The organism is Burkholderia sp. MSh2, from assembly GCF_000731655.1.
GTDB classification, from domain to species: Bacteria; Pseudomonadota; Gammaproteobacteria; order Burkholderiales; family Burkholderiaceae; genus Burkholderia; species Burkholderia paludis.
Window position 1 is genome coordinate 120,123 of record NZ_JPGM01000007.1, and the last position, 24,004, is coordinate 144,126.

Annotated in this window: 27 protein-coding genes; 14 read left to right on the forward strand and 13 right to left on the reverse strand. The window is 67.4% G+C overall.

Features of this window, described 5'->3' with window-relative positions:
- The first annotated feature begins 59 nt into the window (after positions 1-59).
- Positions 60-2,138 (forward strand): carbon starvation CstA family protein, encoded by a 2,079-nt coding sequence (locus GQ57_RS06085; protein ID WP_031400341.1) that lies wholly within the window; start codon positions 60-62, stop codon positions 2,136-2,138.
- A gap of 12 nt (positions 2,139-2,150) precedes the next feature.
- Entirely contained in the window at positions 2,151-2,357 is a 207-nt protein-coding gene (locus GQ57_RS06090) for a YbdD/YjiX family protein (RefSeq protein WP_009689042.1), read from the forward strand.
- A 504-nt stretch (positions 2,358-2,861) separates the two neighbouring features.
- Here the strand turns inward: GQ57_RS06090 and GQ57_RS06095 are convergent.
- The 4 genes from GQ57_RS06095 to msuE all read right to left on the reverse strand — a co-directional run bounded on the left by GQ57_RS06095 (position 2,862) and on the right by msuE (position 6,027).
- Positions 2,862-3,890: a methionine synthase gene (locus GQ57_RS06095; RefSeq protein WP_031400340.1), complete on the reverse strand. Its 1,029-nt coding sequence runs from the start codon at positions 3,888-3,890 to the stop codon at positions 2,862-2,864.
- Positions 3,891-3,918: 28 nt separating this feature from the next.
- The gene (locus GQ57_RS06100; protein WP_031400339.1) at positions 3,919-4,902 is read right to left on the reverse strand and encodes a DUF1852 domain-containing protein; all 984 of its coding nucleotides are present in this window, start codon (positions 4,900-4,902) and stop codon (positions 3,919-3,921) included.
- Between the two features lie 178 nt (positions 4,903-5,080).
- The gene (locus GQ57_RS41380) at positions 5,081-5,320 is read right to left on the reverse strand and encodes a hypothetical protein (protein WP_152603199.1); all 240 of its coding nucleotides are present in this window, start codon (positions 5,318-5,320) and stop codon (positions 5,081-5,083) included.
- A gap of 125 nt (positions 5,321-5,445) precedes the next feature.
- Entirely contained in the window at positions 5,446-6,027 is a 582-nt protein-coding gene (gene msuE, locus GQ57_RS06105) for an FMN reductase (RefSeq protein WP_031400337.1), read from the reverse strand.
- A gap of 306 nt (positions 6,028-6,333) precedes the next feature.
- Between msuE and GQ57_RS06110 the strand changes: the two genes are divergently transcribed.
- From GQ57_RS06110 to GQ57_RS06120, 3 genes are all read left to right on the forward strand, one after another.
- Positions 6,334-7,248, forward strand: a complete 915-nt coding sequence (locus tag GQ57_RS06110; RefSeq protein ID WP_031400336.1) for a LysR family transcriptional regulator — start codon at positions 6,334-6,336, stop codon at positions 7,246-7,248.
- Positions 7,248-7,916 (forward strand): epoxyqueuosine reductase QueH, encoded by a 669-nt coding sequence (locus GQ57_RS06115; RefSeq protein ID WP_034197392.1) that lies wholly within the window; start codon positions 7,248-7,250, stop codon positions 7,914-7,916. The genes GQ57_RS06110 and GQ57_RS06115 overlap by 1 nt, the downstream gene beginning before the upstream one ends.
- A gap of 122 nt (positions 7,917-8,038) precedes the next feature.
- Positions 8,039-8,911, forward strand: coding sequence for a methylenetetrahydrofolate reductase (locus GQ57_RS06120; RefSeq protein WP_235212721.1), 873 nt, complete (start codon positions 8,039-8,041; stop codon positions 8,909-8,911).
- Positions 8,912-8,998: 87 nt separating this feature from the next.
- Here GQ57_RS06120 and GQ57_RS42995 read toward each other — a convergent pair whose 3' ends face one another.
- The gene (locus GQ57_RS42995; RefSeq protein ID WP_160257503.1) at positions 8,999-9,169 is read right to left on the reverse strand and encodes a hypothetical protein; all 171 of its coding nucleotides are present in this window, start codon (positions 9,167-9,169) and stop codon (positions 8,999-9,001) included.
- Between the two features lie 36 nt (positions 9,170-9,205).
- On the opposite strand from GQ57_RS42995, the gene GQ57_RS06125 reads away from it, so the two are divergent.
- Together GQ57_RS06125 and trhA are read left to right on the forward strand one after the other, a co-directional pair.
- Complete coding sequence (locus tag GQ57_RS06125) at positions 9,206-9,478, forward strand: ArsR/SmtB family transcription factor (RefSeq protein ID WP_034197393.1); 273 nt, start codon at positions 9,206-9,208, stop codon at positions 9,476-9,478.
- Between the two features lie 156 nt (positions 9,479-9,634).
- Positions 9,635-10,255 carry a PAQR family membrane homeostasis protein TrhA gene (trhA, locus tag GQ57_RS06130; RefSeq protein ID WP_031400333.1) on the forward strand — a complete coding sequence of 207 codons (621 nt, stop codon included), beginning with the start codon at positions 9,635-9,637 and terminating at the stop codon, positions 10,253-10,255.
- Between the two features lie 53 nt (positions 10,256-10,308).
- Here the strand turns inward: trhA and GQ57_RS06135 are convergent, their stop codons facing one another.
- The 3 genes from GQ57_RS06135 to GQ57_RS06145 all read right to left on the reverse strand — a co-directional run bounded on the left by GQ57_RS06135 (position 10,309) and on the right by GQ57_RS06145 (position 12,612).
- Complete coding sequence (locus GQ57_RS06135; RefSeq protein ID WP_034197394.1) at positions 10,309-11,706, reverse strand: MFS transporter; 1,398 nt, start codon at positions 11,704-11,706, stop codon at positions 10,309-10,311.
- A complete protein-coding gene (locus GQ57_RS06140; protein WP_034197395.1) occupies positions 11,703-12,140 on the reverse strand; it encodes a nuclear transport factor 2 family protein in 438 nt (145 codons plus the stop codon). The genes GQ57_RS06135 and GQ57_RS06140 overlap by 4 nt, the downstream gene beginning before the upstream one ends.
- A 118-nt stretch (positions 12,141-12,258) precedes the next feature.
- Entirely contained in the window at positions 12,259-12,612 is a 354-nt protein-coding gene (locus GQ57_RS06145) for a DOPA 4,5-dioxygenase family protein (protein WP_031400330.1), read from the reverse strand.
- On the opposite strand from GQ57_RS06145, the gene GQ57_RS41385 reads away from it, so the two are divergent.
- The 3 genes from GQ57_RS41385 (at position 12,611) to GQ57_RS06160 (ending at position 14,191) form a co-directional block, all read left to right on the forward strand.
- Positions 12,611-12,925, forward strand: coding sequence for a hypothetical protein (locus GQ57_RS41385; RefSeq protein ID WP_152603200.1), 315 nt, complete (start codon positions 12,611-12,613; stop codon positions 12,923-12,925). The two genes, GQ57_RS06145 and GQ57_RS41385, sit on opposite strands and share 2 nt — an antisense overlap.
- 176 nt (positions 12,926-13,101) lie before the next feature.
- The gene (locus GQ57_RS06150; RefSeq protein ID WP_031400329.1) at positions 13,102-13,479 is read left to right on the forward strand and encodes a hypothetical protein; all 378 of its coding nucleotides are present in this window, start codon (positions 13,102-13,104) and stop codon (positions 13,477-13,479) included.
- Between the two features lie 223 nt (positions 13,480-13,702).
- On the forward strand, positions 13,703-14,191 hold the full coding sequence (locus GQ57_RS06160; protein ID WP_031400327.1) for a hypothetical protein: 489 nt from the start codon (positions 13,703-13,705) through the stop codon (positions 14,189-14,191).
- 213 nt (positions 14,192-14,404) lie between these two features.
- Here the strand turns inward: GQ57_RS06160 and hpnH are convergent, their stop codons facing one another.
- Complete coding sequence (gene hpnH, locus GQ57_RS06165; RefSeq protein ID WP_031400326.1) at positions 14,405-15,565, reverse strand: adenosyl-hopene transferase HpnH; 1,161 nt, start codon at positions 15,563-15,565, stop codon at positions 14,405-14,407.
- A 12-nt stretch (positions 15,566-15,577) separates the two neighbouring features.
- On the reverse strand, positions 15,578-16,519 hold the full coding sequence (gene ispH, locus GQ57_RS06170; RefSeq protein ID WP_031400325.1) for a 4-hydroxy-3-methylbut-2-enyl diphosphate reductase: 942 nt from the start codon (positions 16,517-16,519) through the stop codon (positions 15,578-15,580).
- Between the two features lie 402 nt (positions 16,520-16,921).
- Here ispH and GQ57_RS06175 point away from each other — a divergent pair, with 402 nt between their 5' ends.
- The gene (locus GQ57_RS06175; protein WP_031400324.1) at positions 16,922-18,109 is read left to right on the forward strand and encodes a glycosyltransferase; all 1,188 of its coding nucleotides are present in this window, start codon (positions 16,922-16,924) and stop codon (positions 18,107-18,109) included.
- 106 nt (positions 18,110-18,215) lie between these two features.
- Here the strand turns inward: GQ57_RS06175 and GQ57_RS06180 are convergent, their stop codons facing one another.
- The gene (locus tag GQ57_RS06180; protein WP_034197396.1) at positions 18,216-19,652 is read right to left on the reverse strand and encodes a hypothetical protein; all 1,437 of its coding nucleotides are present in this window, start codon (positions 19,650-19,652) and stop codon (positions 18,216-18,218) included.
- A 108-nt stretch (positions 19,653-19,760) separates the two neighbouring features.
- A complete protein-coding gene (gene hpnA, locus GQ57_RS06185; RefSeq protein WP_031400322.1) occupies positions 19,761-20,768 on the reverse strand; it encodes a hopanoid-associated sugar epimerase in 1,008 nt (335 codons plus the stop codon).
- Between the two features lie 172 nt (positions 20,769-20,940).
- Here hpnA and GQ57_RS06190 point away from each other — a divergent pair, with 172 nt between their 5' ends.
- The 3 genes from GQ57_RS06190 (at position 20,941) to GQ57_RS06200 (ending at position 23,688) form a co-directional block, all read left to right on the forward strand.
- Positions 20,941-21,237, forward strand: coding sequence for an acylphosphatase (locus GQ57_RS06190; protein WP_031400321.1), 297 nt, complete (start codon positions 20,941-20,943; stop codon positions 21,235-21,237).
- Positions 21,238-21,253: 16 nt separating this feature from the next.
- Positions 21,254-22,153, forward strand: a complete 900-nt coding sequence (gene rarD, locus GQ57_RS06195) for an EamA family transporter RarD (protein WP_031400320.1) — start codon at positions 21,254-21,256, stop codon at positions 22,151-22,153.
- 410 nt (positions 22,154-22,563) lie between these two features.
- Positions 22,564-23,688, forward strand: coding sequence for an OpgC domain-containing protein (locus GQ57_RS06200; RefSeq protein ID WP_034197397.1), 1,125 nt, complete (start codon positions 22,564-22,566; stop codon positions 23,686-23,688).
- A gap of 31 nt (positions 23,689-23,719) precedes the next feature.
- Here GQ57_RS06200 and GQ57_RS06205 read toward each other — a convergent pair whose 3' ends face one another.
- The gene (locus GQ57_RS06205; protein WP_031400318.1) at positions 23,720-23,926 is read right to left on the reverse strand and encodes a hypothetical protein; all 207 of its coding nucleotides are present in this window, start codon (positions 23,924-23,926) and stop codon (positions 23,720-23,722) included.
- Between the last annotated feature and the right edge of the window lie 78 nt (positions 23,927-24,004).

The following is a 24,004-nucleotide window of genomic DNA, read 5'->3' on the forward strand; positions in this document are numbered from 1 at the left end:
CGCGTGTGCGGCCCCGCGCCGCATGCCATCTAAAACCACATTGGAGACCAGGAGACGCCATGAATCGGGCTTCCAGTACCCTGCTCTGGATTGCGGTCGCGCTGCTCGGCGCGTTCGCGTTCGGTACGATTGCACTCGCTCACGGCGAGCGCGTCAGTGCCCTCTGGATCGTGATCGCCGCAGTCTGCGTGTATCTGATCGCGTATCGCTTCTACAGCCGTTTCATCGCCAGCAAGGTCATGCAGCTCGACGGGCTGCGGATGACGCCGGCCGTCAAGTACAACGACGGCCTCGACTACGTGCCGACCAACAAGTACGTGCTGTTCGGCCATCACTTCGCCGCGATCGCCGGCGCCGGCCCGCTCGTCGGGCCTGTGCTCGCCGCGCAGATGGGCTACACGCCCGGCATGCTGTGGATCCTGGCCGGCGTCGTGTTCGCCGGCGCGGTGCAGGACTTCATCGTGCTGTTCATCTCGACGCGCCGCGACGGCCGCTCGCTCGGCGATCTCGTCAAGATGGAGCTCGGCACGGTGCCCGGCGTGATCGCGCTGTTCGGCGCGTTCCTGATCATGGTGATCATCCTTGCGGTGCTCGCGCTGATCGTCGTGAAGGCGCTGACCAATTCGCCGTGGGGCACGTTCACCGTCGCCGCGACGATTCCGATCGCGCTGTTCATGGGCGTCTATACGCGCTACATCCGTCCGGGCCGCATCGGCGAAGTGTCGGTCATCGGCTTCATCGGGCTGATGGCGGCGATCGCGTTCGGCCAGAACGTGGCCGCATCGCCGACGTTCGCCGCGTGGTTCACGTTCACCGGCACGCAGCTCACGTGGATCCTGATCGGCTACGGCTTCGTGGCCTCGGTGCTGCCGGTGTGGCTGCTGCTCGCGCCGCGCGACTACCTGTCGACGTTCCTGAAGATCGGCACGATCCTCGGCCTCGCGATCGGCATCCTGGTCGTCGCGCCCGAACTGAAGATGCCCGCGCTGACGAAGTTCGTCGACGGCTCGGGCCCGGTGTGGTCGGGCGGCCTGTTCCCGTTCCTGTTCATCACGATCGCATGCGGCGCGGTGTCGGGCTTCCACGCGCTGATCTCGTCGGGCACGACGCCGAAGCTGATCGACAACGAAACCAACGCGCGCTTCATCGGCTACGGCGCGATGCTGATGGAATCGTTCGTCGCGATCATGGCGCTGGTGGCCGCATGCGTGATCGAGCCGGGCATCTACTTCGCGATGAACGCGCCGGCCGCCGTGCTCGGCTCGACGCCGGAAGCCGTCGCGAACACCGTCACGCAGTGGGGCTTCGTGCTGACGCCGGACATGCTCACGCAGACCGCGAAGGCCGTCGGCGAGACGACGATCATCGCGCGGGCGGGCGGCGCGCCGACGCTGGCCGTCGGCATGGCGCACATCCTGCACCAGGTGATCGGCGGCGAAGCGATGATGGCGTTCTGGTATCACTTCGCGATCCTGTTCGAGGCGCTGTTCATCCTGACGGCCGTCGACGCCGGCACGCGCGCGGGCCGTTTCATGCTGCAGGACCTGCTCGGCACGTTCCACCCGGCGCTCAAGCGCACCGAGTCGCTGCCCGCGAACCTGGTCGCCACCGGGCTGTGCGTGGCCGCGTGGGGCTACTTCCTGTACCAGGGGGTGGTCGATCCGCTCGGCGGCATCAACACGCTGTGGCCGCTGTTCGGCATCTCGAACCAGATGCTTGCCGCGATCGCGCTGGTGCTCGGCACCGTCGTGCTGTTCAAGATGAAGCGCGAGCGCTATGCGTGGGTGACGATCGTGCCGACCGCGTGGCTGCTGATCTGCACGCTGACCGCCGGCTGGCAGAAGATTTTCGACGCGAACCCGAAGGTCAGCTTCCTCGCGCACGCCGCGAAGCTGCAGGCCGCGGTGGACGAGGGCAAGGTGCTCGCACCGGCGAAGTCGATCGCGCAGATGAAGCGGATCATCTTCAACGACTACATCGATGCGGCGCTGGCCGGGCTGTTCATCTTCGTCGTCGTGAGCATCGCGGTGTACGGCGTGATCGCCGTGCTGCGCGCGCGCCGCGAGTCGAAGCCGACCGTGCGCGAGACGCCGTACGAAGCGATGCCGGCCGCGCAGGCGCTCGGCAGCGGACGTTGACGGGAGGCCGCGATGTTCAGCGATCTTGGCAGCGACCTGCGCAGCGCGGGGCGTTACCTCGGGCAGGCGTTGCGGCTGATGGTCGGCCTGCCCGACTACGACACCTACGTCGCGCACATGCGCGCCACCCATCCGGACCGCGAGCCGATGACGTACGAGGCGTTTTTCCGCGAGCGTCAGAATGCGCGGTACGGGTCGGGGGCGGGGAAGTGCTGTTGAGCGGCTGAAACGGCACGAACGAAGCAAACAGGCGTCATGGCGTGCTGCCATGGCGCCTTTTTTCATTTCGGCATGACGCCGGCAGCGGACTTCGCCGGGCTACGCCGCGGCCGGATACGGCGGGTTCATCGGCGAATCGGGTGAGTTCGGCATGGGCCGGTGCCGTCCGGAACCTCGGGTTAGCGATACGCGCTTCAGGGGGCTGACAGCAGGGACGAGATCGTTCGCGCGGCCAGAAAAGCCCGGCTCAAAGGGCTGTGGACATGCTGGTGGCCGTCGCGCAGGCAGTGCGGCACAGGAGGCGCGCCGGGATCGGCGGGGGCGCGCGATGGGAGGGATGGGAGAGATGAGAAGGAGGGAGGGACCGAAGTCGAACCTGCTGCAAACCAGTCGGTCCCCCGCGATTGAAAATGGTCGGTGTCGACGGAACCGGCAGCGGCCCGCTTCACGACCTTCGATCTACCGCTTCAATCCCTCCGAACCTGCGACGAATTCAGCTCGGCGTCAGGCCGAGAGTTCGCCGCGGACGATTGCCGCGCCCGCGCTCAGCGCATTCAGCTTGCCTCTTGCGACCTGACGGGGCAGGGGCGCCATGCCGCAGTTCGTGCACGGATAGAGCTTGTCGGCATCGACGAACCGAAGCGCCTTCCGAAGGGTGTTGGCAACTTCCTCCGGCGTTTCGATGTTTTCGGTCGCGACGTCGATGGCCCCTACCATCACTTTCTTGCCGCGGATGAGTTCGATCAGGTCGATCGGAACGTGCGAGTTGTGGCATTCCAGCGAAACGATGTCGATACTGGATTGCTGCAGCTTGGGGAAAGACTCCTCATACTGGCGCCACTCGGACCCGAGCGTCTTTTTCCAGTCGGTGTTGGCCTTGATGCCGTAGCCGTAGCAGATATGCACGGCGGTTTCGCATTTCAGCCCTTCAATCGCCCGTTCCAGGGTAGCGACGCCCCAGTCATTCACCTCGTCGAAGAAGACGTTGAATGCCGGTTCGTCGAACTGGATGATGTCGACGCCCGCGGCCTCCAGCTCCCTGGCTTCCTGATTGAGGATCTTCGCGAATTCCCACGCCAGCTTTTCGCGGCTCTTGTAGTGGTTGTCGTAGAGCGTATCGATCATCGTCATCGGACCCGGCAGCGCCCATTTGATGGGTTGCGTGGTTTGCTGACGCAGGAATTTGGCGTCTTCGACGAACACCGGCTTCTGGCGGCTCACTTCGCCCACGACGGTCGGAACGCTCGCGTCATAGCGGTCGCGGATTCTGACGGTCTCGCGCTTTTCGAAGTCGACGCCGCTGAGGTGCTCGATGAACGTGGTGACGAAGTGCTGACGGGTTTGCTCGCCGTCGCTGACGATGTCGATGCCCGCGTGCTGCTGCTCCTGCAGCGACAAACGCAGGGCGTCCTGTTTGCCCTCGATCAATTCTTCGTCCTGCAATTTCCAGGGCGACCAGAGTTTTTCAGGTTGCGCGAGCCAGGAAGGTTTGGGCAGGCTGCCGGCGGTCGAGGTGGGCAATAACTTTTTCATGACAAATGAATTCGCGTATCCTGGTTGATTAAAGAGCGTAATTGGCAGCCCATTGCTCAAGCGTAGTCTTGTACGGCTTGATGAAATGTTCTTCTGTAAATTTGCCCTGCTTGACGGCTAACTGGCTGCGCTCTTCCCGGTCATAGACAATTTGCGTCAACGAATAATCCTGGTGCTTCAGGCTCGGCTGATAGAACCGCCCTGCCGCGGAATTGGCATTGTAAATCTCGGGCCGGTAGATTTTCTGGAACGTTTCCATCGTGCTGATGGTGCCGATAAGCTCGAGATTGGTGTAGTCGCCAAGCAGGTCGCCGCGGAAATAAAAGGCCAGGGGCGCGACGCTGTTCGGCGGCATGAAATAGCGAACCTGCAGGCCCATTTTCTCGAAATACTGATCGGTCGAGGAAAACTCGTTTTGCCGATACTCGACGCCCAGCACCGGGTGCTGATTTTCAGTCCGGTGATAGGTCTTGCTGCTCGACGCGCTGATGCAGATGACCGGCGGCTTGTCGAAGCGCTCTTTGTAGGTGTCCGAGTTTATGAAATGCTTGAACAGCTTGCCGTGCAGATCGCCGAAATCGTCCGGGGTGCTGAAGGTGGACTTGTTGTTGTTGTACTCCGGCAGCAGTACGCTGAAGTCGTAATCGCGCACGTAAGAGGAGAAATTGTTCCCGACGATGCCGTCGATGCGCTCGTTGGTTTGCTTGTCAACGATATTCGTTTTCAGAATCTCGATCAACGGGAATGCGTCGTCGCTGTCCTTGGCGTCGATATTCATTTCCACGGAAATGATCTCGAGCTCGACAGAGTAGCGATCGCCCGTCGGGTTATCCCAGTGCGCCAGATTATTGAACCGATTGTCGATCATCCTCAGGGTGTTGCGCAGGTTCTCCTGGCGGCTCGTTCCCCTGGCCAGATTCGCGAAATTGGTCGTTATACGCGTACTGTCCGACGGATGATAGTTTTCATCGAAACAAATGCTCTTGATGCTGAATGAAAAATCTTTGTTCATGGTGATCTGGCGCCGTAGGTTCCGCTATAAAATCCGAATCTGTTTTTTCGATTCCGGGATTTTAAATCTGGTTAATGCTGTTCCCGCTCGGCAGTCTTTGGGGTGACTATTGCCGGGAGTATGGTTTATTTTATGTCGGACTATCGATTAAAAAAAGTGAATTAATCTCATTGATGCATTAGCTGCATTCATGTTCGGTGGCCGTGTCGATGTGTCCGCGGGCCCGTACCGAAGGCATGCCGCTGGCGTTCGCAGCTTCGACATCCATGGTGGACAGCTGCAAACCGCGGCGGATTGCATCGTGCACATCGATCGCAGCGCCCGATGCGCAGTACTCCATGACGATACGTGCCGGCCTGTGCGGCTCGACGAGCCCGCCTGGCGATCCGTGCCACAACACCCGGGCCAGACGCTTCAAGAAGACGCTCGGGGTCGAAGCCGTTTGCATTGCCAGGGACGAGACCTTTGACGCTGTCGCGGCGCGGCTGCCCGGGTCAATTGAAGGTGAATTCAGGGCCACGCGGCTGCGGGATGACTCCCGTTTCAGGCCGCGACTGCTTCATCGGCGGTGGCCGAGCTTGTATGGCGCGTCAGTTCGATCAGCGGCAGGGCCCGTTGGACCGCCAGTCTGGCGCGCTCGATCAGGGCTTCGTTCTGCAGACGATAGTCCACGAAATCCTTGTCGGTCGCGTAGACGCCCAGCGGCAACGTGCGTGCCTGGAAGAAGCTGAACAGCGGCCGCAGCTGGTGATCTATCACCAGCGCGTGGCGCTCGCTGCCGCCGGTGGCCGCCAGCAGGATCGGCTTGTCAAGCAAGGCATCCTGATCGATGAAGTCGAAGAAGTGCTTGAACAGCCCCGTGTAGGAGCCGCGGAAGACCGGCGTCGTCACCACCAGGACGTCGGCCTGCTCGACCGCGGCAAGTTCCCGCTCGACCGTGTCGGGCAGTTGGGTTCGCCAGACCGCTCCGGCAAGCTGCGGCGCGAGCTGGCCCAGTTCCACCAGGCGCTGTGTGCTCGGGACTTCGTCGGCGATCAGGTCCAGCAGGTGTTCTGCCAGGGCGGCGGACTTGGAGGGGCGTTGCAGCCCGCCGGAAACCGCGACTAAACGGAGTGGACGTGTCATTTTCGCTTCCATATGGATTGATCTGTACGGCGCCGGGCAATCCGCCCGGTCCCGCCCCGGGCCGTCTCCCGCCCACGCCCGTTGCTGCGGGCCGGGCACGCATCGCCAATCCGCCATGTGGGGATGGGCCGGGACGCCGCGGTTCAACGCCGGGACCTGCTCTGGCACCCACACGATCCGGGGTGGTGAACGATGGCCACGGCCGCTCCGAAAAATGCAAAAGAACAATGGAAACGGATGCTACCGAGGGGGGATGATGAAGTAAAATGGTTTTATTTCACGAATCCATGAATACGGATCATCTAAATGCTTGAGCGCATCCACCTCAGCATCGTTCAGCAGGTCGAGAAGCAAGGGTCGCTGACGGCCGCTGCGGGCGTGCTGAACCTGACCCAGTCGGCCTTGAGCCACAGCATGAAGAAGCTGGAGCAGCAACTGGGCACCGACATCTGGCTGCGCGAAGGTCGCAGCCTGCGCCTGACGCAGGCCGGCCAGTACCTGCTGGCGGTTGCGAACCGGGTGCTGCCGCAACTGGACCTGGCCGAAGAGCGCCTGGGCCAGTTCGCGCAGGGCGAGCGCGGTGCGCTGCGCATCGGCATGGAATGCCACCCGTGCTACCAGTGGCTGCTCAAGGTGGTGTCGCCCTATCTGGCCGCGTGGCCCGACGTGGATGTGGACGTCAAGCAGAAGTTCCAGTTCGGCGGGATCGGCGCGCTCTTCGGCTACGAGATCGACCTGCTGGTCACGCCCGATCCGCTGTTCAAGCCGGGACTGAAGTTCGAGCCGGTGTTCGACTACGAGCAGGTGCTCGTCGTGGCCAAGGGCCATGCCCTGGCTTCGGCGGCATACGTGAAGCCTCAGCAGCTGACCCAGGAGGTGCTCATCAGCTACCCGGTGGACATCGAGCGCCTGGACATCTACAACCAGTTCCTGTTGCCGGCTGGCGTCACGCCCAGGCGCCACAAGGCGATCGAAACCACCGACATCATGCTGCAGATGGTGGCCAGCGGTCGCGGGGTGGCTGCCCTGCCGCGCTGGCTGGTCGAGGAATACGCGGTCAAGATGGACGTGGTGCCGGTGCGGCTGGGCGTGCACGGCGTCGCCAAGCAGATCTTCCTGGGGGCGCGCGAGGCGGACACCGCCATCGACTACGTGCGGGCCTTCATCGAACTGTCCCGCCAGCCTGTCACTGCCGCCGCCATCGAGCAAGGAGCCCACTGATGAACACCACCGTCGAACGCAAACCGCTGCCGCTGCCCGGCGGCCACGACAAGGTGCTGCTGCATTCCTGCTGCGCGCCCTGCTCGGGCGAGGTCATGGAGGCCATGCTGGCCTCGGGCATCGACTACACCATCTTCTTCTACAACCCCAACATCCATCCGCTCAAGGAATACGAGCTGCGCAAGAACGAGAACATCCGTTTCGCCGAGCAGTTCGGCGTGCCCTTCGTCGATGCGGACTACGATCGCGACAACTGGTTCGAACGGGCCAGGGGCATGGAGCACGAGCCCGAGCGCGGCGTGCGCTGCACCATGTGCTTCGACATGCGCTTCGAGCGCACGGCGCTGTATGCGCACGAGCACGGCTTTCCGGTGATCACCAGTTCCCTCGGCATTTCGCGCTGGAAGAACATGCAGCAGATCAACGACTGCGGCGTGCGTGCGGCGGCCAGGTACCCCGGCCTGATGTACTGGGAATACAACTGGCGCAAGGGCGGCGGCTCCGCGCGCATGATCGAGATCAGCAAGCGCGAGAACTTCTATCAGCAGGAGTATTGCGGATGCGTGTACTCGCTGCGCGACACGAACCGGCACCGGGTGGAAAGCGGCCGCGAGCGCATCCAGCTGGGCGTGAAGTTCTACGGCGACGAGATGCCGGCGGAAGAATGATGCGCCGCCCGGGTGAGCGACGCCACGCCCGGGCCTCCAGAATGTGTTCAACGGCTTCCGGCCCGCGCGATCGGCGCGGCGTGCCGGAGCGCTCCCGATAGTCGGCAGGCATGGCAAGTCTCTTGATTCACCCAGAAAATCCCGGGTCGGCCGGCAACATCACCGACGCCTATTCGCTGGAAGTCACCGCGAAGGACATTCCCGCGCTGACCGCGGCGGCGCCCCGGCTATTGCCCGCGTCGACGATTTCGATTCCCTATCTGCCGGGCGAGGACAACGACGCGCGACTGGCCGCGGCGCGTGCCGTGCGCAGACTCGGCTTCGAGCCGATGCCGCATTTTTCCGCGCGCCGCATCGGGTCGCTCGCCGAGCTTGACGCGTTCGTCACGCGCGCGGTCGCCGAAGCCGGCGTCGAGCGCTGCTTCGTGATCGCCGGAGATCCGTCCACCCCGATGGGGCCGTTTTCCGACAGTTCCTCGCTGATCGAAACGGGCATTTTCGAGCGCTCGGGCATCAAGGTGGTCGGCGTGGGCGGCCATCCCGACGGCCATCCGGTCATGAGCACGGCCGATCGGTGGGATGTGCTCGAACGCAAGTGCGACAGCATCGCGCGGCGCGGCATGACACCCTTGATCGTCACGCAGTTTGCGTTCGACGCCGACATCGTGCTGACGTGGCTGCAAGCGCTGCGCGAGCGGGGCATTGAACATCCCGTGCGCGTGGGCGTGCCGGGCCCGGCGGGCATCGCGGTGCTTGCGCGCTACGCCGCATTGTGCGGCGTCAGCGCATGCGCATCGATGTGGTCCAAGTACGGTGTCTCGATCGGCAAGCTGTTCGGCACGGCCGGGCCGGATCGTTTTGTCGATCGTCTGGCCACCGGCCTGACGCCGGCGCATGGCAAGGTGAGCCTGCATTTCTTCCCGTTCGGCGGCATCGCCCAGTCGCTGAAGTGGATCGAGCAGTACCGCTCCCGCGCCGAGCCGCCGCGCGCCTGATCGCCGGCCGAAGCCGGCCCGTTTGCGGCGCGTCCTCGCATCGGCGATTGCCCCGCCTGTTCGAATGCCTGCCCGTGCGCGCGGCCGTCAGTCGTTGTCGTGACGGAGCGCGAGAACGGCCGCGGCGCCCGCGGCGAGCGCGATCGCGGTCAGGGCGACGGCGAAGCCGGTTGCGCCGGCCGTGAAGCCGACGCGATCGATCGCGTAGCCGGTCATCACGGGCATCAATCCCGCCGGCAGGTAGCCGCCGATGTTCATGACGGCGTTCGCCTCGGCGCGCCGGGCGTCCGATACGTGCAGGCCGATCCGCTGCGGCTGACGATCGTGCGCAAGCTGATGCTGGAATCCGAGGCCTACGATCATCCGTGCGGCTGGTTCGGCTTCGACCGCCCGAAATCGTCGCTCACCCATCATTTCAAGGCGCTGCGCGACGCCGGCGTGCTGCGCCAGCGTCAATACGGGCTCGAGCGGCGCAGCCGCGTGCGCACCGAAGATCTCGACCTGCGCTTTCCCGGGCTGCTGCGGCTCGTGGCCGAGTGGGCGCCGCCGGCAGGCGTCGACGATTGACGGCTGCGGCGCCGCGGGTCACGGCGCTGTTCCTCGCCCGGCCGGGCGCGCACGGCATCCGTTCGTTTGCCGGCGCGCAGCGCGGCCCCTGCATTCGGCCGGTATCATAGGGCCCATTTATCCCGTTCCGATCAACCCGCGCAGGAGGATCCCGTCGTGCATGCCGGTGAGCGTTTCAACAGCATTACCCATCTCGTCGGCGCAGTGCTGTCGGTGGCGGGACTGGCGACACTGGTGACGATGGGGGCGCTCGCGGGCGATGCGTACAAGGTGGTGAGCTTCAGCGTCTACGGCGCGATGCTCTGCGTGCTCTACGCGATCTCGACGCTTTATCACAGCGTGCGCAAGCCCCGTCTTAAAGCCATTCTGCAGAAGTGCGACCACTCGGCGATCTACCTGCTGATCGCCGGCAGCTACACGCCGTTCACGCTGGTCACGTTGCGGGGCCCGTGGGGCTGGTCGCTGTTCGGCGTGAGCTGGGGGCTGGCCGTGCTCGGCATCGTGCAGGAGCTGACGCTCGGGCGGCGCACGCGCATGCTGTCGATGATCCTCTACGTGCTGATGGGCTGGCTCGCGCTCGTCGCGGTGCGTCCGCTGCTCCATGCGCTGCCGCCGGTCGGCACCGCGTGGCTCGTGGCCGGCGGACTGATCTACAGCGCGGGGATCTACTTCTTCATCAACGACGAACGCATCCGCCACGGGCACGGTATCTGGCATCTGTTCGTGCTGGCCGGCAGCCTGTGCCAGTTCGTCAGCGTCGCGATGTATGTCGCGTGAAGCCGGCCGGGGTGTCGACCCGGTGACGGCGGGCGCGTTGGCCGGCGCGTACGTTACCGGCGCGATGCGGCGCGCAGCGGCGCGGCCGCCTCGCCGGTCGCCCGCGTCGTAAGCCACCACGTCGCCGCGGCGAGCGCCGACACGCCGGCCGCCATGCCCAGCGTTACCCGCATCGCGGCCGGAAACGGCTGCAGCGTCGCGATGCACGCCCCGAAGATCGCCACGCCGAGCGCCGATCCGCTCTGCCGCGCCGCGTTCAGCGCGGCCGCCGCCACGCCGGCGCGACGCCGGTCGACCGTCCCGAGTGCAGGCGAGGTCGCGGCCGGCGAGATGAAGCCCGATGCGAAGCCGATCGCGAGCATCGGCAGGACGGCGCGCCACGCCGGGGTCGTCGCGCCGAGGCCCGTCATGCCGAGTGCGCCGGCCGCATAGAAGGCGAACGCCGCGCACATCGTGCCGCGTGCGCCGAAGCGCGCCACGAGCCGCCCCGAGCACAGTCCGCCGAGCGCGACCATCGCGGTCATCGGCAGGAACGCGAGCCCCGTGTCGATCGGGCTCGCGCCGCGGATTTGCCGGTAGAACAGGCTGAGCACGAACAGCAGGCCGTAGAACACGAACGCCGACGCCATCGACACGCAGGTCGATCCCGCGAACAGCCGGTTGCGGAAGAACGCGAGCGGCAGCATCGGTTCGCGGCGCCGCGCCTCGATCGCAAGGAACGCGACCCACGTAGCGACGCTCGTCACCGCACCGGCGACGATCGGCGCCGAGCGCCAGCCGAGCGACGGGCCCTCGATCAGCGTGCCGATCAGCGCCGCGATCGCGACGATCGCCGTCGCCTGGCCGCCCCAGTCGAAATGCCGCGACGGATCGACGGCGGCGCGCGCGACCGTGCGGCCGAGCCAGATGCCGGCGAGCCCGAGCGGCAGGTTCACGAAGAAGAGGCTGCGCCACCCGAACAGCTGGATCAGCAGGCCGCCGATCAGCGGGCCCGACGCCATCGCGATGCCGCCGCAGCCCATCCACAGGCCGATCGCCGACGCGCGCGCGGCCGGTTCGGGGAACGCCCGGTTGATCAGCGCGAGCGAGCAGGGCACCAGCAGCGCGCTGCCGACCCCTTGCAGCGCGCGGGCCAGCGCGAGCGCGGGGAGGGTCGGCGCGACGCCGCACAGTGCGGACGCCGCGACGAAGACCGCGAGCCCCGCGACATAGACGTTCCGGTCGCCGAGCCGGTCGCCGAGCGTGCCGCCCGTCATCAGCAGGCTCGCGAACGCGAGCGTGTACGCGTTCACGATCCACTGCAGGCCGGCGACGCGGCTGCCGAACGTGTGGGCGATGTCGAGGAGCGCGACGTTGACGATGGACGCGTCGAGCAGCACGAGCGTGTAGCTCACGCAGGTCGCGGCGAGCACGCGGCGCGCCGCGGCGCGGTTCGGTGCGGCGGCCGTCATGGGCGCTCGGGCGCCGGCGCGGCGGCTCGCAGCGCGAGGAAGCCGACCCAGCCCCAGTACACGCGATGATGCGCGATCAGCCCGTCGCGCAGGTCCATCACTTCGACGAGATCGACCTGGTCGCCGTCCGGCGTGGCGCGCGGATATTCCCACGTGAGCTGGCGGCCGTTCGAGAAGAACAGCCCGGTGCGGTACCAGCGTCCGAGCCTGTTGCCGGGGTTGCGCAGGCCGGCCGCGAAGAACTCGCCGATCGCGGCCTTGCCGTGCAGCACGCCGGAGCCGTGAGCGGGCAGCGTGACGACGACCAGCGGGGTTTCGAGCACCGCATCGTCGGCGTACAGCGCCATCAGCGCGTCGAGGTCGCGCGCGACCACGGCCGCGTGCCAGCCTTCGTAAATGTGCCGGGCGTTGGCCTCGGCGTCGGCGTGTGTCATGGCGGATTCCGGGAAGTGTCGATAACGGAACCCACTGTACGGGCGCGTCGCCGCGCGACGTTTCACGTCGACCCGAAACATGGATGCCGCCCCGGCGCGGGCGGCCGCGTGCCGGCTCTTAGCCGGCCAGCACGTCGAGATTGAGCACGTACGACTTGCCGATCCACACCGCGCAATCGCGATGGTCGCGCAGTTCGTCGTTCGTGTTCGGATGCAGGAAGATGTCCAGCGCGCCGTGGTTCAGCACGAGCCACGGCACGATGTCGTCGAATCGTGCGGCGTCGAACGCGATCTGATACGACCAGGCCGGATGCGGACCGACGAGGCGTTCGTGAAACCGGCCGAGCTCGATGACGGCGCCGAACCGCGCGTCGACGACCTGGCGAAACGCCCAGGCCGCATCGCGGCTGTCGGCATCGAAATAGACGTGCGCGTGCCAACTGTCGATGGCGGTGGTGTCGAGGGCGGCCATGAAAGGACTCGATGAAAAAGGGAAGGCGGAAGGCGCCGTGCGAAACGGCCGATGGGGGATTATCGCGCGTCCGTGCCGCATGCGTCGTGCCGCCATCCGGCGCGCCGGAGCGCCGGCTTGTCCTGCATCGGAAAATCCGTTCGTTCCGGCGAGGCCTGCTGGCGGCATCCGCACGCGCGATATCACGCCGGAAGCCTTGCCGGCACGGGCGCCGGGCGCGACCGTCCCGGCAACACGTCATTTCGGAAATGGCAAAAGCGGTGCGGGCGCTGCCTCGGTGCGTCCGGAAAAACACGATCAGTGCGTTGAATGAAATGAAGAAAGTCCGTTTCGAAGGGAGGGGCGAACGATGCGGCGCGCGCGTCGAATCTCGAAGCTGAAAATATCCATTGCGGATTCGGCTATTCAAGCGGAAAGCGGCGCGACATACGATGGCTTCAACGCATCGTCAAAAGCGATCGATGCAGGGACAACCATCTGGAGGCCACTATGCGATCCCTCGTTCCCGTTGCTGTTCTTTCCTGCGCACTCGTTGCGCTGCCCACCGTCGGCTTTGCGCAATCGGCTTTCCCCGACGCGGCGCCGCATGCCGCGCCGCTGAACTGGTCCTCGGCGCGCGCCGAGACCGACGTGCAACTGATGCAGATGACGCGCGCCGGCTACCGTGCGACGTCGGCCGGCAACCAGAACTATCCGCTCGCGATGCAGCGTGCGCTCGAACGCGTCTACAACCCGGCGCCGGACCGGTCGCGCGAGGAGCGGGCCGAGATGGAAGCGCGCGTCGCGCGCGATACGCAGGGCGGCCACCCGGTCAAGGCGTTCTTCGTGAAGACCGCGTACTACCTGAAGGGCGAGAACACGTTCTGATGCAGGAGACGAGCATGGCTTGCCAGATCCGATTCGCCGGCGTCGTGCGTGCGTCCGCGCGGCGCCGGCTGCCGGTCGCGCGGGCGGCGCTGCAAAGCGACGACGGGCGCGGTGTGCGGCGTCGCGCGGCACACGACCGCGATGCGGGCCGGGGCGCCGTCGCGTGCGGCGTGGCACGGCCGGCTGTCGCGGTGAGCGAGGCGCCCGCGAGCGGGAGCCGATCGTGAAGGCCGGCCGGAAACACCGCCGCCACCCGCCGCTGACCCGCGAATGGCTGCTGCCGCTGCCGCCCGCGTATGCGCGCGACATCTCGCTGAAATGCCACATGGCGCTCGTCGCGCTGCGCGGCGAGCACGGCAACGCGGCGCAACTGATGCGGTTGCGCACGAGCGTCTACCTGGTGTTTCTCGCGCTCGACGATGCGGTGTGCGCCGATGCGGACATCGACCTGTGCGTCGACGCGGAGCGCGCGCTCGATGCGGGCGTGGCGCGCGCGGCGCAAAGCGGCGCGTGGACGCTGGACGACGACGAGTGCGCGGTGCTCGAGCCTGTCCTCGCGGCGAACGACACGTGCGTCGCGACGCTCACGCGGCGTCGGCTGGCCGAGCTGTGGGAGCACGTCTGCGCGTTCGCGTCGAGCGGCCAGCCTGCGCTCGTCGCGGGCGCGGCGGAACGGATGCGCCTGCATACGGCGCAGTCGCTCGCGGCCTGACGTCGCGCGGGTATCGCGAGGAGGATGGAGGAGACAGGGCCGGCCGCATCGGCGCGGCAGGCGCAATCGGATTGTGTCGACGATTGCGTGACGGTTGCCGCAAGACGGCGCCGAATGAAGGCGGCCCAAAACAGAAGCGCCACGGAGCGGACTCCGTGGCGCTTTGTTTTTTCCTGCAGGCGCGGGGGCTCGGCCCCCGCGGGCGACACGCGCTTAAGCGGCCGCTGCCGGCTTCGCCGGCTTCTGCAGCTTGCCCTTGCCGGCGCGCTGGATTTCGTCGAGCTTGATCTCGACGTGACGCGAGAACACGTACTCGGCCGGACGCTGCTTGTCGATCGGGATATCCGGCGCGAACGGGCCATCGGTCTTGATGCCCTTGCGGCTCACGGCGAACGCCTTCAGCGGATGCGCCATCGTGTCCATCACGGCCGTTGCCTCGAAGCCGCAGTGGACCATGCAGTCCGCGCACTTCTCGTAGTTGCCGACGCCGTAGTTGTCCCAGTTCGTGTCTTCCATCAGTTCCTTGAAGGTCTTCACGTAACCTTCGCCGACCAGATAGCACGGCTTCTGCCAGCCGAACACGGTGCGCGCCGGGTTGCCCCACGGCGTGCACTTGTAGGTCTGGTTGCCGGCCAGGAAGTCGAGGAACAGCGACGACTGGCTGAACGACCAGCGCTTGCCGCCTTCGCCGCGCTTCAGGATTTCGCGGAACAGGTTCTTCGTCTTGTCGCGGTTCAGGAAGTGCTGCTGATCCGGCGCGCGCTCGTACGCGTAGCCCGGCGACACCGTGATGCCGTCGACGCCGATCGGCTTCAGCGTGTCGAAGAACTTCGCGACGCGCTCGGGGATCGCATCGTTGAACAGCGTGCAGTTGATGTTCACGCGGAAGCCGCGGCGCTTCGCTTCCTTGATCGCCGCGACCGCCTTCTCGTACACGCCGTCCTGCGACACGGAGTGATCGTGCATGTCCTTGTCGCCGTCGAGGTGGACCGACCAGACGAAGTACGGGCTCGGCTTGTAGTCGTCCATCTTCTTTTCCATCAGCAGCGCGTTCGTGCACAGGTACACGAACTTCTTGCGCTTCATGATGCCGCGGACGATTTCAGGCATTTCCTTGTGCAGCAGCGGTTCGCCGCCCGCGATCGACACGATGGGCGCGCCGCATTCGTCGACCGCTTCCAGGCATTCCTCGATGGACAGGCGCTGGTTCAGGATGGGATCCGGGTAATCGATCTTGCCGCAGCCGTTGCACGCGAGGTTGCAGCGGAACAGCGGCTCGAGCATCAGCGCGAGCGGATAGCGTTTGTTGCCGGACAGGTGTTGGCGCGTGATGTAGGCACCGACGCGGACTTGCTGGAGCAGCGGAATAGACAAGAGATGTCCTCCTTAAACTTCGCGGGCGACAGCTTGCATGAGCTTCGCCGGCAACTTGAATTCGACTTTTTCCTCACGGCCCGCCATCGTCGTGACGTCGACGGGGCCCAGCGCGCGCAGCGCGCCGATTACATCCTCGACCATTTCCTCGGGCGCCGACGCGCCGGCGGTCAGGCCGACCGTCTGCACGCCCGCGAACCATTCGGCCTTCACCTCGGAGCCGTCGGCGACGAGGTAGCTCGGCACACCGCTTTCGGTGCCGATCTCGCGCAGGCGGTTCGAGTTGGAACTGTTCGTCGCACCGACCACGAGCAGCACGTCGACCTGCTCGCTCAGCTCGCGCACCGCCGCCTGGCGATTCTGCGTCGCATAGCAGATGTCGCGCGTATCCGGGCCGACGATGTCGGTGAACCGGCGCTGCAGCGCCTCGATGATGCCGCGCGTATCGTCGACCGACAGCGTGGTCTGCGTAATGTAGGCGACCGGCGTGTCGACGGGAAGCGTCAGCGTATCGACTTCGGCTTCGCTCTGCACGAGGATCACCTCGGCCGGAATCTGGCCGATCGTTCCCTCGACTTCCGGGTGGCCCGCATGGCCGATCAGGATCAGCCGGCGGCCCGCGCCGACATACTGGCGGCCCTGCACGTGCACCTTCGTGACGAGCGGGCAGGTGGCGTCGAGCACGTCGAGCCCGCGCGTTTCCGCGTCACGCTCGACGGTCTGGGCGACACCGTGCGCGCTGAAGATCGCGACAGCGCCGTGGGGCACCTCGTCGAGTTCCTCAACGAATCGCGCCCCTTTATTACGCAGATTTTCGACGACATGCCGGTTATGAACGATTTCATGACGCACATAGACCGGCGCGCCGTGCTGTTGCAGCGCGCGATCGACGATCTCGATCGCACGGACAACCCCCGCACAAAAGCCGCGGGGCTGGGCAAGGATGACTCGCATAAGTGAGCGAACTCCGACGACAGACGCCGGGGTTCGAGGAGCTGGCACTCGCTCGCTCGCCCCGGCTTGATGTTTTGAAGGCAGGAACGAACCGGCCAGGCCAGGCCCCGGAACCCCGAATTAATCGCGCATTTTAACTCTATCGGGCCGTCCTTGCTTCGGCGCTGTGCTTGCGTGTTGCATTTGCGGGAGAACCGCGTCGGCACTGGCGCGCGCGGAACCCAGTAAACTATATGGTTTTGCGGGCAGCCGCCCCGGCTGCCCGGCGTCGCGCTCATTTCAAGGCCATTCGATGACCGTCGATTCTTACGTGTATTGCCCGGCCGCCCGTGCGGTTTCGGGCGTTTTGTTCCTGACCCCTATTAAACTTCCGGATGCGGGCGTCCGGCAGGAGGCGCGCCGATGATGCTGGCGATCGCTTTCCTGGTATCCGGCCTGTCGCTGATCATCTGGATCGTGCTGCTCGTCGCGCGCGGCGGCTTCTGGCGCGCCGCGCCCGCGCGGCCGTTGCCGCCCGCGGCGCGCGGCGCGGCGGCCGAGGCCGGCTGGCCGGCCGTCGTCGCGGTCGTACCGGCGCGCAACGAGGTCGACGTGATTGCTCGCGCGGCGACCTCGCTGCTCGAGCAGGATTATCCCGGCGATTTTCATCTGATCATTGTCGACGACCACAGCGACGACGGCACCGCCGATGCGGCGCGTGCGGCCGCGCTCGCGATCGGCCGCGCCGACCGGCTGACGGTGCTGACCGCGAAGCCGCTGCCGGCCGGCTGGTCGGGCAAGGTCTGGGCGCAATCGCAGGGGATCGCCGCGGTGCAGGCGCTCGGCCTGCCGGCCGACTACCTGCTGCTGACGGATGCCGACATCGGCCATCCGCCGGACGCCGTCGCGCAGCTCGTCACGCGCGCGCAGGCCGAGAATCGCGATCTCGTGTCGCTGATGGTGCGGCTGCGCTGCGATTCGTTCTGGGAAAAGGCGCTGATCCCGGCGTTCGTGTTCTTCTTCGCGAAGCTGTACCCGTTCTCGTGGATCAACAACCCGCGCAACCGGACGGCCGGCGCCGCGGGCGGCTGCATGCTCGTGAAGCGCACGGCGCTCGAGGAAGCGGGCGGCATCGAGTCGATCCGCGGCGCGCTGATCGACGACTGCAGCCTCGCCGCGCAGATCAAGCACCGCGGCAGCGGCCGTCATCCGATCCGGCTCGACCTGGCCGACCGCAGCGTGTCGCTGCGCCCGTACGACAGCTGGCGCGACATCTGGAACATGATCGCGCGCACCGCGTTCACGCAGCTGCATTATTCGCCGCTGCTGCTCGCCGGCACGCTGCTCGGGATGACGATCATCTACCTCGTGCCGCCCGCCGCGGCGATCGTGTACGGCGCGCGCGCATGGCCGGCATGGCTCGCCTGGGCGTCGATGTGCGCGGCGTATGCGCCGATGCTGCGCTACTACCGGCGCTCGCCGCTGTGGGCGCCGGCGTTGCCGCTCGTCGCGCTGTTCTACGTCGGCGCGACGTTCGCGTCCGCTTGGCGCTACTGGCGCGGCAAGGGCGGCCAGTGGAAGGCCCGCGTGCAGGCGCCGGTGGATCGCTGAGCGCGCCCCGGGAGGCGCGCCTCCCGGCAGTCGGAAAACGAACAGCCCGGCCGGTGGAGCACACCGGCCGGGCTGTTTCGTTTGCGGCGGCGGCGCGCGCCGGTGCTTACCGCTGGGTCAGCATCATGTACATCTGGACCACGACGTCCGGCGAGAACGTGAACGGCACCCAGCCGTAGCCCGTGTGGCGGGCGACCAGCAGGCGGTCGCCGTTCGGCTGCTTCTGCACCGCCATCATCGGGTTCTTCGTCGTGACGAAGCGCCAGCCGGCCGGGATGCCGGGCGGCGGCTCGGGCTGCATCGACGCCCGGGCGTGCGCGAGTTCCTCGATCAGCTGGCCCAGTTGCTCGGGGTGCAGCGTGATCGATTCGCCGTTGATGGTCAGCGTGAGCTCGTTCTGCGTCGGACGCGACACCTGCAGCGTCGATTTGTCGGCCGGGGCGGCAGCCTGGACTTCGGCTTCGGCCGGCGTTTCGGCCTGCGCCGTCGCGACGATTGCCGTTTCGGCGTCGGCCGTCGCGTCGAGCGCATCGGTTGCTGCCGCCGGCGCGTTCACGGCCGGTTCCGCCACCGGCAGGTCGGCCGGTTCCGGTGCGACGGCGTCCGCTGCCACGGCCGCGGTGGCACCGGCGTTCGTTGCGGCCTCCTTGACGACGGCCTCGACCAGCGCCTCGGCGTCGGCGATCGCCTTCGCGTGATGCTGCGCGGCGGCCTCGGCCTGCGCGATCGCTTCGGCATGACGCTGCGTGACGGCCTCGGCCTGCGCGGCGGCGTCGGCGTGATGCTGCGCGGCGGCTTCGGCCTGCGCGATCGCTTCGGCATGGCGCTGCGTGACGGCTTCGGCCGCGGCGGTCGCTTCGGCGTGACGCTGCGCGGCCGCCTGCGCGTCGGCGATCGACTGCGTGTGATGCTGCGCGAGCGCTTCGGCCTCGGCGATTGCCGCCGTGTGGCGTTGCGCGGCGGCCTCGGTTTCGGCGATCGCTTCCGCGTGGCGCCGCGCGGCGGTTTCGGCCTCGGCGGTTGCCGTCGCATGCCGTTGCGCGGCGGCTTCGGCTTCGACGGTCGCTGCCGCATGGCGCTGCGCGGCCGCGTCGGCTTCGGTCGCGGCGGCGTCATGACGCTGCGCGGCGGCCTCGGCTTCGGCGATCGCGGCCGCGTGGCGTTGCGATGCGGCTTCGGCATCCGCGTGACGCTGCGCGAGCGCTTCGGTCAGCGCGGTGGCTTCCGCATGGCGCTGCACGGCGGCTTCGGCCTGTGTGGCGGCGTCCGTGTGACGCTGGGCGGCGGCGTCGGCCGCGGCGATCGCCTCGGCGTGGCGCTGCTGTGCGGCCTCGGCGTCGGCCGCGGCGGCCGTGTGGCGTTGTGCGGCGGCCTGCGCGTCGGTTTCCGCCGCGGCGTGACGCGCTGCCGCGGCCTGGGCTTCCGTTGCCGCGGCGCGCGCGAACGCTTCCGCGCTGCGTGCCGCCTGCTGCGCGGCATGGTGATCGTGGAGGAGCTGATCGACGCCCATGGTGAGCGAAGCGATCTGATCGTTCAGGTTCATGCGTGTCTTCTCTGCGTAAGACCCGCGATTTTAACCGCTGCGCCGGTGCCGGTCCGCGCGGGCCGTGTAACAAAGTGCGCAGGACGGCGCGAAACGCGCCGTCCTGTGTTATTTCAGGTAGCCCGCCGAGCCGAACCAGTCGAGCGCATCGCGCAGCCCTTCGCGGTACGGGCGTGCCCGATAGCCGAGCTCGCGCTCGGCCTTCGCGGACGTGAAATACATCTTGTTTTTCGACATCCGCAGCCCGTCCACGGTGACGAACGGCTCCTTCTTCGTGAACTTCGCGACCGCTTCGGCGCCGACCGCGAGCGGGTAGAGCGGCCAGCGCGGCAGCGCGATCGTCGGCGCCTTGCGGCCCGTCATCTGCGCGATGTCGGCGAGCATCTGCTGCAGCGGCAGGTTCTCGCCGCCGAGGATGTAGCGCTCGCCGATCCGGCCGCGCTCGAGCGCGAGGAAGTGGCCGTGCGCGACGTCGTCGACGTGCACGAGGTTCAGCCCCGTATCGACGAACGCGGGAATCTTGCCGAGCGCGGCCTCGACGATGATGCGGCCGGTCGGCGTCGGCTTCACGTCGCGCGGGCCGATCGGCGTCGACGGATTGACGATCACGGCCGGCAGCCCTTCGTCGGCGATCATCCGCTCGACCGCGCGTTCCGCGAGCACCTTGCTGCGCTTGTACACGCCGATCGCCTGCTCGGCCGTGAGCGGCCGGTTTTCGTCGGACGGATCGCCCGCGCTCGTCACCTTCAGCGTCGCGACGCTGCTCGTGTAGACGATCCGCTCGACGCCTTCCGCGCGCGCCGCGCGCATCGTCGCGACCGCGCCCTCGAGGTTCGCGCGCTCGATCTCGTCGGGATCGGGGGCCCACAGCCGGTAGTCGGCGGCCACGTGCAGCAGGTAGCGCACGCCGCGCAGCGCGGCGCGCATCGACTGCTCGTCGCGCATGTCGCCGGTGACGATCTCGGCGTCGAGATCCGCCACGTTCGTGCGCGGGCTGGTCGCGCGCACCAGCACGCGCACCGCATAGCCCTTCTGCTGCGCGATGCGCGCGACGGCCGAGCCGACGAAACCGGACGCACCGGTGACGAGAACGAGATCGCGGGAGGTATCAGTCATGCGTTTCCTTCAGGGCCGCGCGCGAACGGCGCGGCGGTTGAACGTCGGCGAGATTGTACGTGGTCGGCGCGCGCGGCGACGCCAGCGCCGGCCCGTTGCGGGCGGGAACCGGCCCGGGCCCGGGCGAAGCGGCCTACAATGCCGGGCTTGAATGCAACGGGAGGGCGACGCGATGAGCCGCAATGAACTGGACGAACGGATCGAGACTTACTACGTGCGGGTGCGCGGCGTCGTGCAGGGCGTCGGCTTCCGTCATGCGACGGTGCGCGAGGCGCATGCGCTGAAGCTGCGCGGCTGGGTCGCGAATCTCGAGGACGGCAGCGTCGAGGCGATGATCCAGGGCCCCGGCGCGCAGATCGACCGGATGCTCGCGTGGCTGCGTCACGGGCCGCCGGCCGCGCGCGTGACCGAGGTGACGTTCGAGGAACGCCAGACCGACAAGCGCTTCGAGCGATTCCAGCAGCAGTAAGGGGCGCGGAACGATCATGACGGGGTATCCGGAGGCCGGGCGCGGCCTCATGCTGTCGGTGATGGCGTCGACGCTGTTCGCGCTGATGTCGGCTTACGCGAAACTGCTCGCACCGCTCACGGGGCTCGACATCTTCGCGTGGCGCGTCGTGTGGACCGCGCCGGGCGCGCTCGCGCTGATCGCGCTGCGCGGCCGCTGGCCGGCGCTCGTCGAACTCCTGCGGCGCGGCGTGCGCGACTGGCGCCTGCTGATCGCGCTGCCGGTCAGCGCGGCGCTGCTCGGCGTGCAGCTGTGGCTGTTCCTGTGGGCGCCGCTGCACGGCCGCATGCTCGAAGTGTCGCTCGGCTATTTCCTGCTGCCGTTGACGATGGTGCTCGTCGGTCGTTTCTACTATCACGAGCGGCTCGATCCGCTGCAATGGGCGGCGGTCGCGTGCGCCGCGCTCGGCGTCGCGCACGAGGTGTGGGCGACGCGCGCGTTCGCGTGGCCGACGCTGGTCGTCGCGCTCGGCTATCCGCCGTATTTCGTGCTGCGCCGGCGGATCAACGCCGATTCGCTCGCCGCGTTCGCGGTCGAGATCCTGCTGCTGTGCCCGATCGCGCTCGCGATGGTCGCGACGAGCGCAACGCGCGTGGCCGGCCATCCGGTGCTGTGGGCCGCGCTGCTGCCGGGGCTCGGCGCGCTCAGCACGCTCGCGCTCGCGAGCTACCTGAAGGCCAGCCGGATGCTGCCGATGGCGCTGTTCGGGATTCTCGGCTACGTCGAGCCCGTGCTGCTCGTCGCGGTGTCGCTGCTGCTGCTCGGCGAAACGCTGAGCGTCGCGAAGCTCGCGACGTACGGGCCGATCTGGGTCGCCGTCGCGCTGACCGCATGGCACAGCGCGATGCTGATGCGGCGTCTGCCCGCGCGCGGATAGGCGGCGACACGCACCGCGCGGCGGCCGCGCGGCGCGTGTCGCGCATCGCGCCCGACGAGGCGCTCGCGCGGCGTCGAACGCCTCGACGCCGGCTGCCAACAGGCATCGCGCTGACACGGATCTGACGCGGACCTGGCGCGGCTGCCCGCCTCGTTTTTCCCGGCCTCGCCGCTGTAATCGAACAGAAGATTCGGTTGCACTTTGTTACTTCGGGTCTCCCCCGGCCGGCCATTAGACTGACCTGACCGATTTCACTTCGTATGCGGCTTTCCAATGAACGGTCATCCCCGCGCCTGGCCGGCCGGGTTGGCGCGATGCGGGCATACACGCATCGCGGCTGATCCCGCTCGCCGCCTCCTCTCCGATCCCTGCCCCGGCGCCTGTCGCGCCGCCTTTGCGCGGGTGCGCCCATGTCGCTGAGCCTGCCGTCTTCCGCCGCGGTCCGGCCGTTGCACGGCGGCCGCCTGATCGAAGTCGATTTCTTCCGCGGCATCGTGCTGCTGATGATCGTCGTCGATCACATCGGCGCGAGCGTACTGTCGCGCGTCACGCTGCATGCGTTCGCACTGTGCGACGCGGCCGAGGTCTTCGTCTTTCTCGGCGGCTTCGCGACCGCCAGCGCCTATGGCGCGATCGCCGAACGGCAGGGCGCGCGCGCGGCGCAACGGCGTTTCGTGCGCCGCGCGATGCAGATCTACCGCGCGTTTCTCGCGACGTCGACGCTGATGCTCGTCGTGTCGGCCGTGCTCGACCACTACGGGATCGACACGCCGAACCTCGCGCTCGACGACGTCAGCGTGATGCTCGCGTCGCCGCTCACGGGGCTCGCCGAACTGCTGACGTTCCAGCGCCAGCCGTATCTCGCGGCGGTGCTGCCGATGTACGTGCTGTTCGCGCTCGCGTCGCCGGTGCTCGTGCCGCTCGCGTGCCGCCGGCCGTGGCTGCTCGTCGCGCTCGGCGGCGCGTCGTGGCTCGCGGCGGGCTGGCTCGGCCCCGAGTTGCTGGACAGCGACACGTTCCGCTGGAGCTTCAACCCGTTCGCGTGGCAACTGATGTTCGTCGCCGGCGTGCTCGCGCGCTGCCAGCCGTTCTACCGGCGCATCGCGCTCGGGCGGTGGAGCGCCGCGGCGACGGGCGTCGCGTGCGCGGTCGTGATCGGGTGCGCGAGCTACAAGCTGTTCTCGGGGCTGCCGATGCCGGAAGGCATCCTCAAGCGCGATCTCGCGCTGCCGCGCGTGGTGAGCTTCTCGGCCATCGCCTGGCTGATGGCCGACTGCGTGCGGTTCGGCTGGATCGCGCGGATCGCGCAGGCCGTGCGCCCCGTCGTCACGGTCGGCCGGCGCGGGCTGATCTGCTTCGTCGCGGGCGCGGCGATCTCGCTCGTCATCGATGCGCTATTGCATCCGGTCGCGAGCGGTGCCGAGCCGCGGCACCTCGGCATGGGCCTCGTGGCCGACGCATGCGCGCTCGGGCTGATGATGGCCGTGGCCGGTTCGGGAACGTGGATCGCGCGGTGGCGTGGCGCGCCCGCGTGAGCGTGCGGCGCGTGCGGCGGGAGGTGCGGCGTCAGTGAGGTGAGACGATACGGGAGCGGGGCGCGGCGGTTGCGTCGCCGGATTCGGCGTCGTCGGGTTCGTCGGCCGGCGGATCGTCGTGTTCCGCGAGCACCGCGTCCGCTTCGGCCGCGGCTCGCGCGGCGCGCATCGCGGTGCAGCGCTGGGCGTGCCGGATGTCCGACAGCATCCTCATGAGCCTCGTGGTCTTGCTTTTCATGATCTTCTCCCGCCAGTGGCAGCTCGACGGATCGGCTGCGCTTCCTGCAACCAGTGTAGGACGCGTTCGCGCGCCCGG

Bases quoted from the DNA above. Each gene is read 5' to 3' on its own strand.
- GQ57_RS06180 (WP_034197396.1), bottom strand. From the start codon at position 19,652: ATGAACCTGAACGATCAGATCGCTTCGCTCACCATGGGCGTCGATCAG.
- rarD (WP_031400320.1), top strand. From the start codon at position 21,254: ATGACGGGGTATCCGGAGGCCGGGCGCGGCCTCATGCTGTCGGTGATG.
- GQ57_RS06085 (WP_031400341.1), top strand. From the start codon at position 60: ATGAATCGGGCTTCCAGTACCCTGCTCTGGATTGCGGTCGCGCTGCTC.
- GQ57_RS06135 (WP_034197394.1), bottom strand. From the start codon at position 11,706: ATGACGGCCGCCGCACCGAACCGCGCCGCGGCGCGCCGCGTGCTCGCC.
- GQ57_RS06190 (WP_031400321.1), top strand. From the start codon at position 20,941: ATGAGCCGCAATGAACTGGACGAACGGATCGAGACTTACTACGTGCGG.
- GQ57_RS06175 (WP_031400324.1), top strand. From the start codon at position 16,922: ATGATGCTGGCGATCGCTTTCCTGGTATCCGGCCTGTCGCTGATCATC.
- GQ57_RS06110 (WP_031400336.1), top strand. From the start codon at position 6,334: ATGCTTGAGCGCATCCACCTCAGCATCGTTCAGCAGGTCGAGAAGCAA.
- GQ57_RS06150 (WP_031400329.1), top strand. From the start codon at position 13,102: ATGCGATCCCTCGTTCCCGTTGCTGTTCTTTCCTGCGCACTCGTTGCG.
- GQ57_RS06115 (WP_034197392.1), top strand. From the start codon at position 7,248: ATGAACACCACCGTCGAACGCAAACCGCTGCCGCTGCCCGGCGGCCAC.
- ispH (WP_031400325.1), bottom strand. From the start codon at position 16,519: ATGCGAGTCATCCTTGCCCAGCCCCGCGGCTTTTGTGCGGGGGTTGTC.
- GQ57_RS06140 (WP_034197395.1), bottom strand. From the start codon at position 12,140: ATGACACACGCCGACGCCGAGGCCAACGCCCGGCACATTTACGAAGGC.
- GQ57_RS06200 (WP_034197397.1), top strand. From the start codon at position 22,564: ATGTCGCTGAGCCTGCCGTCTTCCGCCGCGGTCCGGCCGTTGCACGGC.
- GQ57_RS06090 (WP_009689042.1), top strand. From the start codon at position 2,151: ATGTTCAGCGATCTTGGCAGCGACCTGCGCAGCGCGGGGCGTTACCTC.
- GQ57_RS06095 (WP_031400340.1), bottom strand. From the start codon at position 3,890: ATGAAAAAGTTATTGCCCACCTCGACCGCCGGCAGCCTGCCCAAACCT.
- msuE (WP_031400337.1), bottom strand. From the start codon at position 6,027: ATGACACGTCCACTCCGTTTAGTCGCGGTTTCCGGCGGGCTGCAACGC.
- GQ57_RS06145 (WP_031400330.1), bottom strand. From the start codon at position 12,612: ATGGCCGCCCTCGACACCACCGCCATCGACAGTTGGCACGCGCACGTC.
- GQ57_RS06205 (WP_031400318.1), bottom strand. From the start codon at position 23,926: ATGAAAAGCAAGACCACGAGGCTCATGAGGATGCTGTCGGACATCCGG.
- GQ57_RS42995 (WP_160257503.1), bottom strand. From the start codon at position 9,169: ATGAACATCGGCGGCTACCTGCCGGCGGGATTGATGCCCGTGATGACC.
- GQ57_RS41385 (WP_152603200.1), top strand. From the start codon at position 12,611: ATGAAAGGACTCGATGAAAAAGGGAAGGCGGAAGGCGCCGTGCGAAAC.
- hpnA (WP_031400322.1), bottom strand. From the start codon at position 20,768: ATGACTGATACCTCCCGCGATCTCGTTCTCGTCACCGGTGCGTCCGGT.
- GQ57_RS06100 (WP_031400339.1), bottom strand. From the start codon at position 4,902: ATGAACAAAGATTTTTCATTCAGCATCAAGAGCATTTGTTTCGATGAA.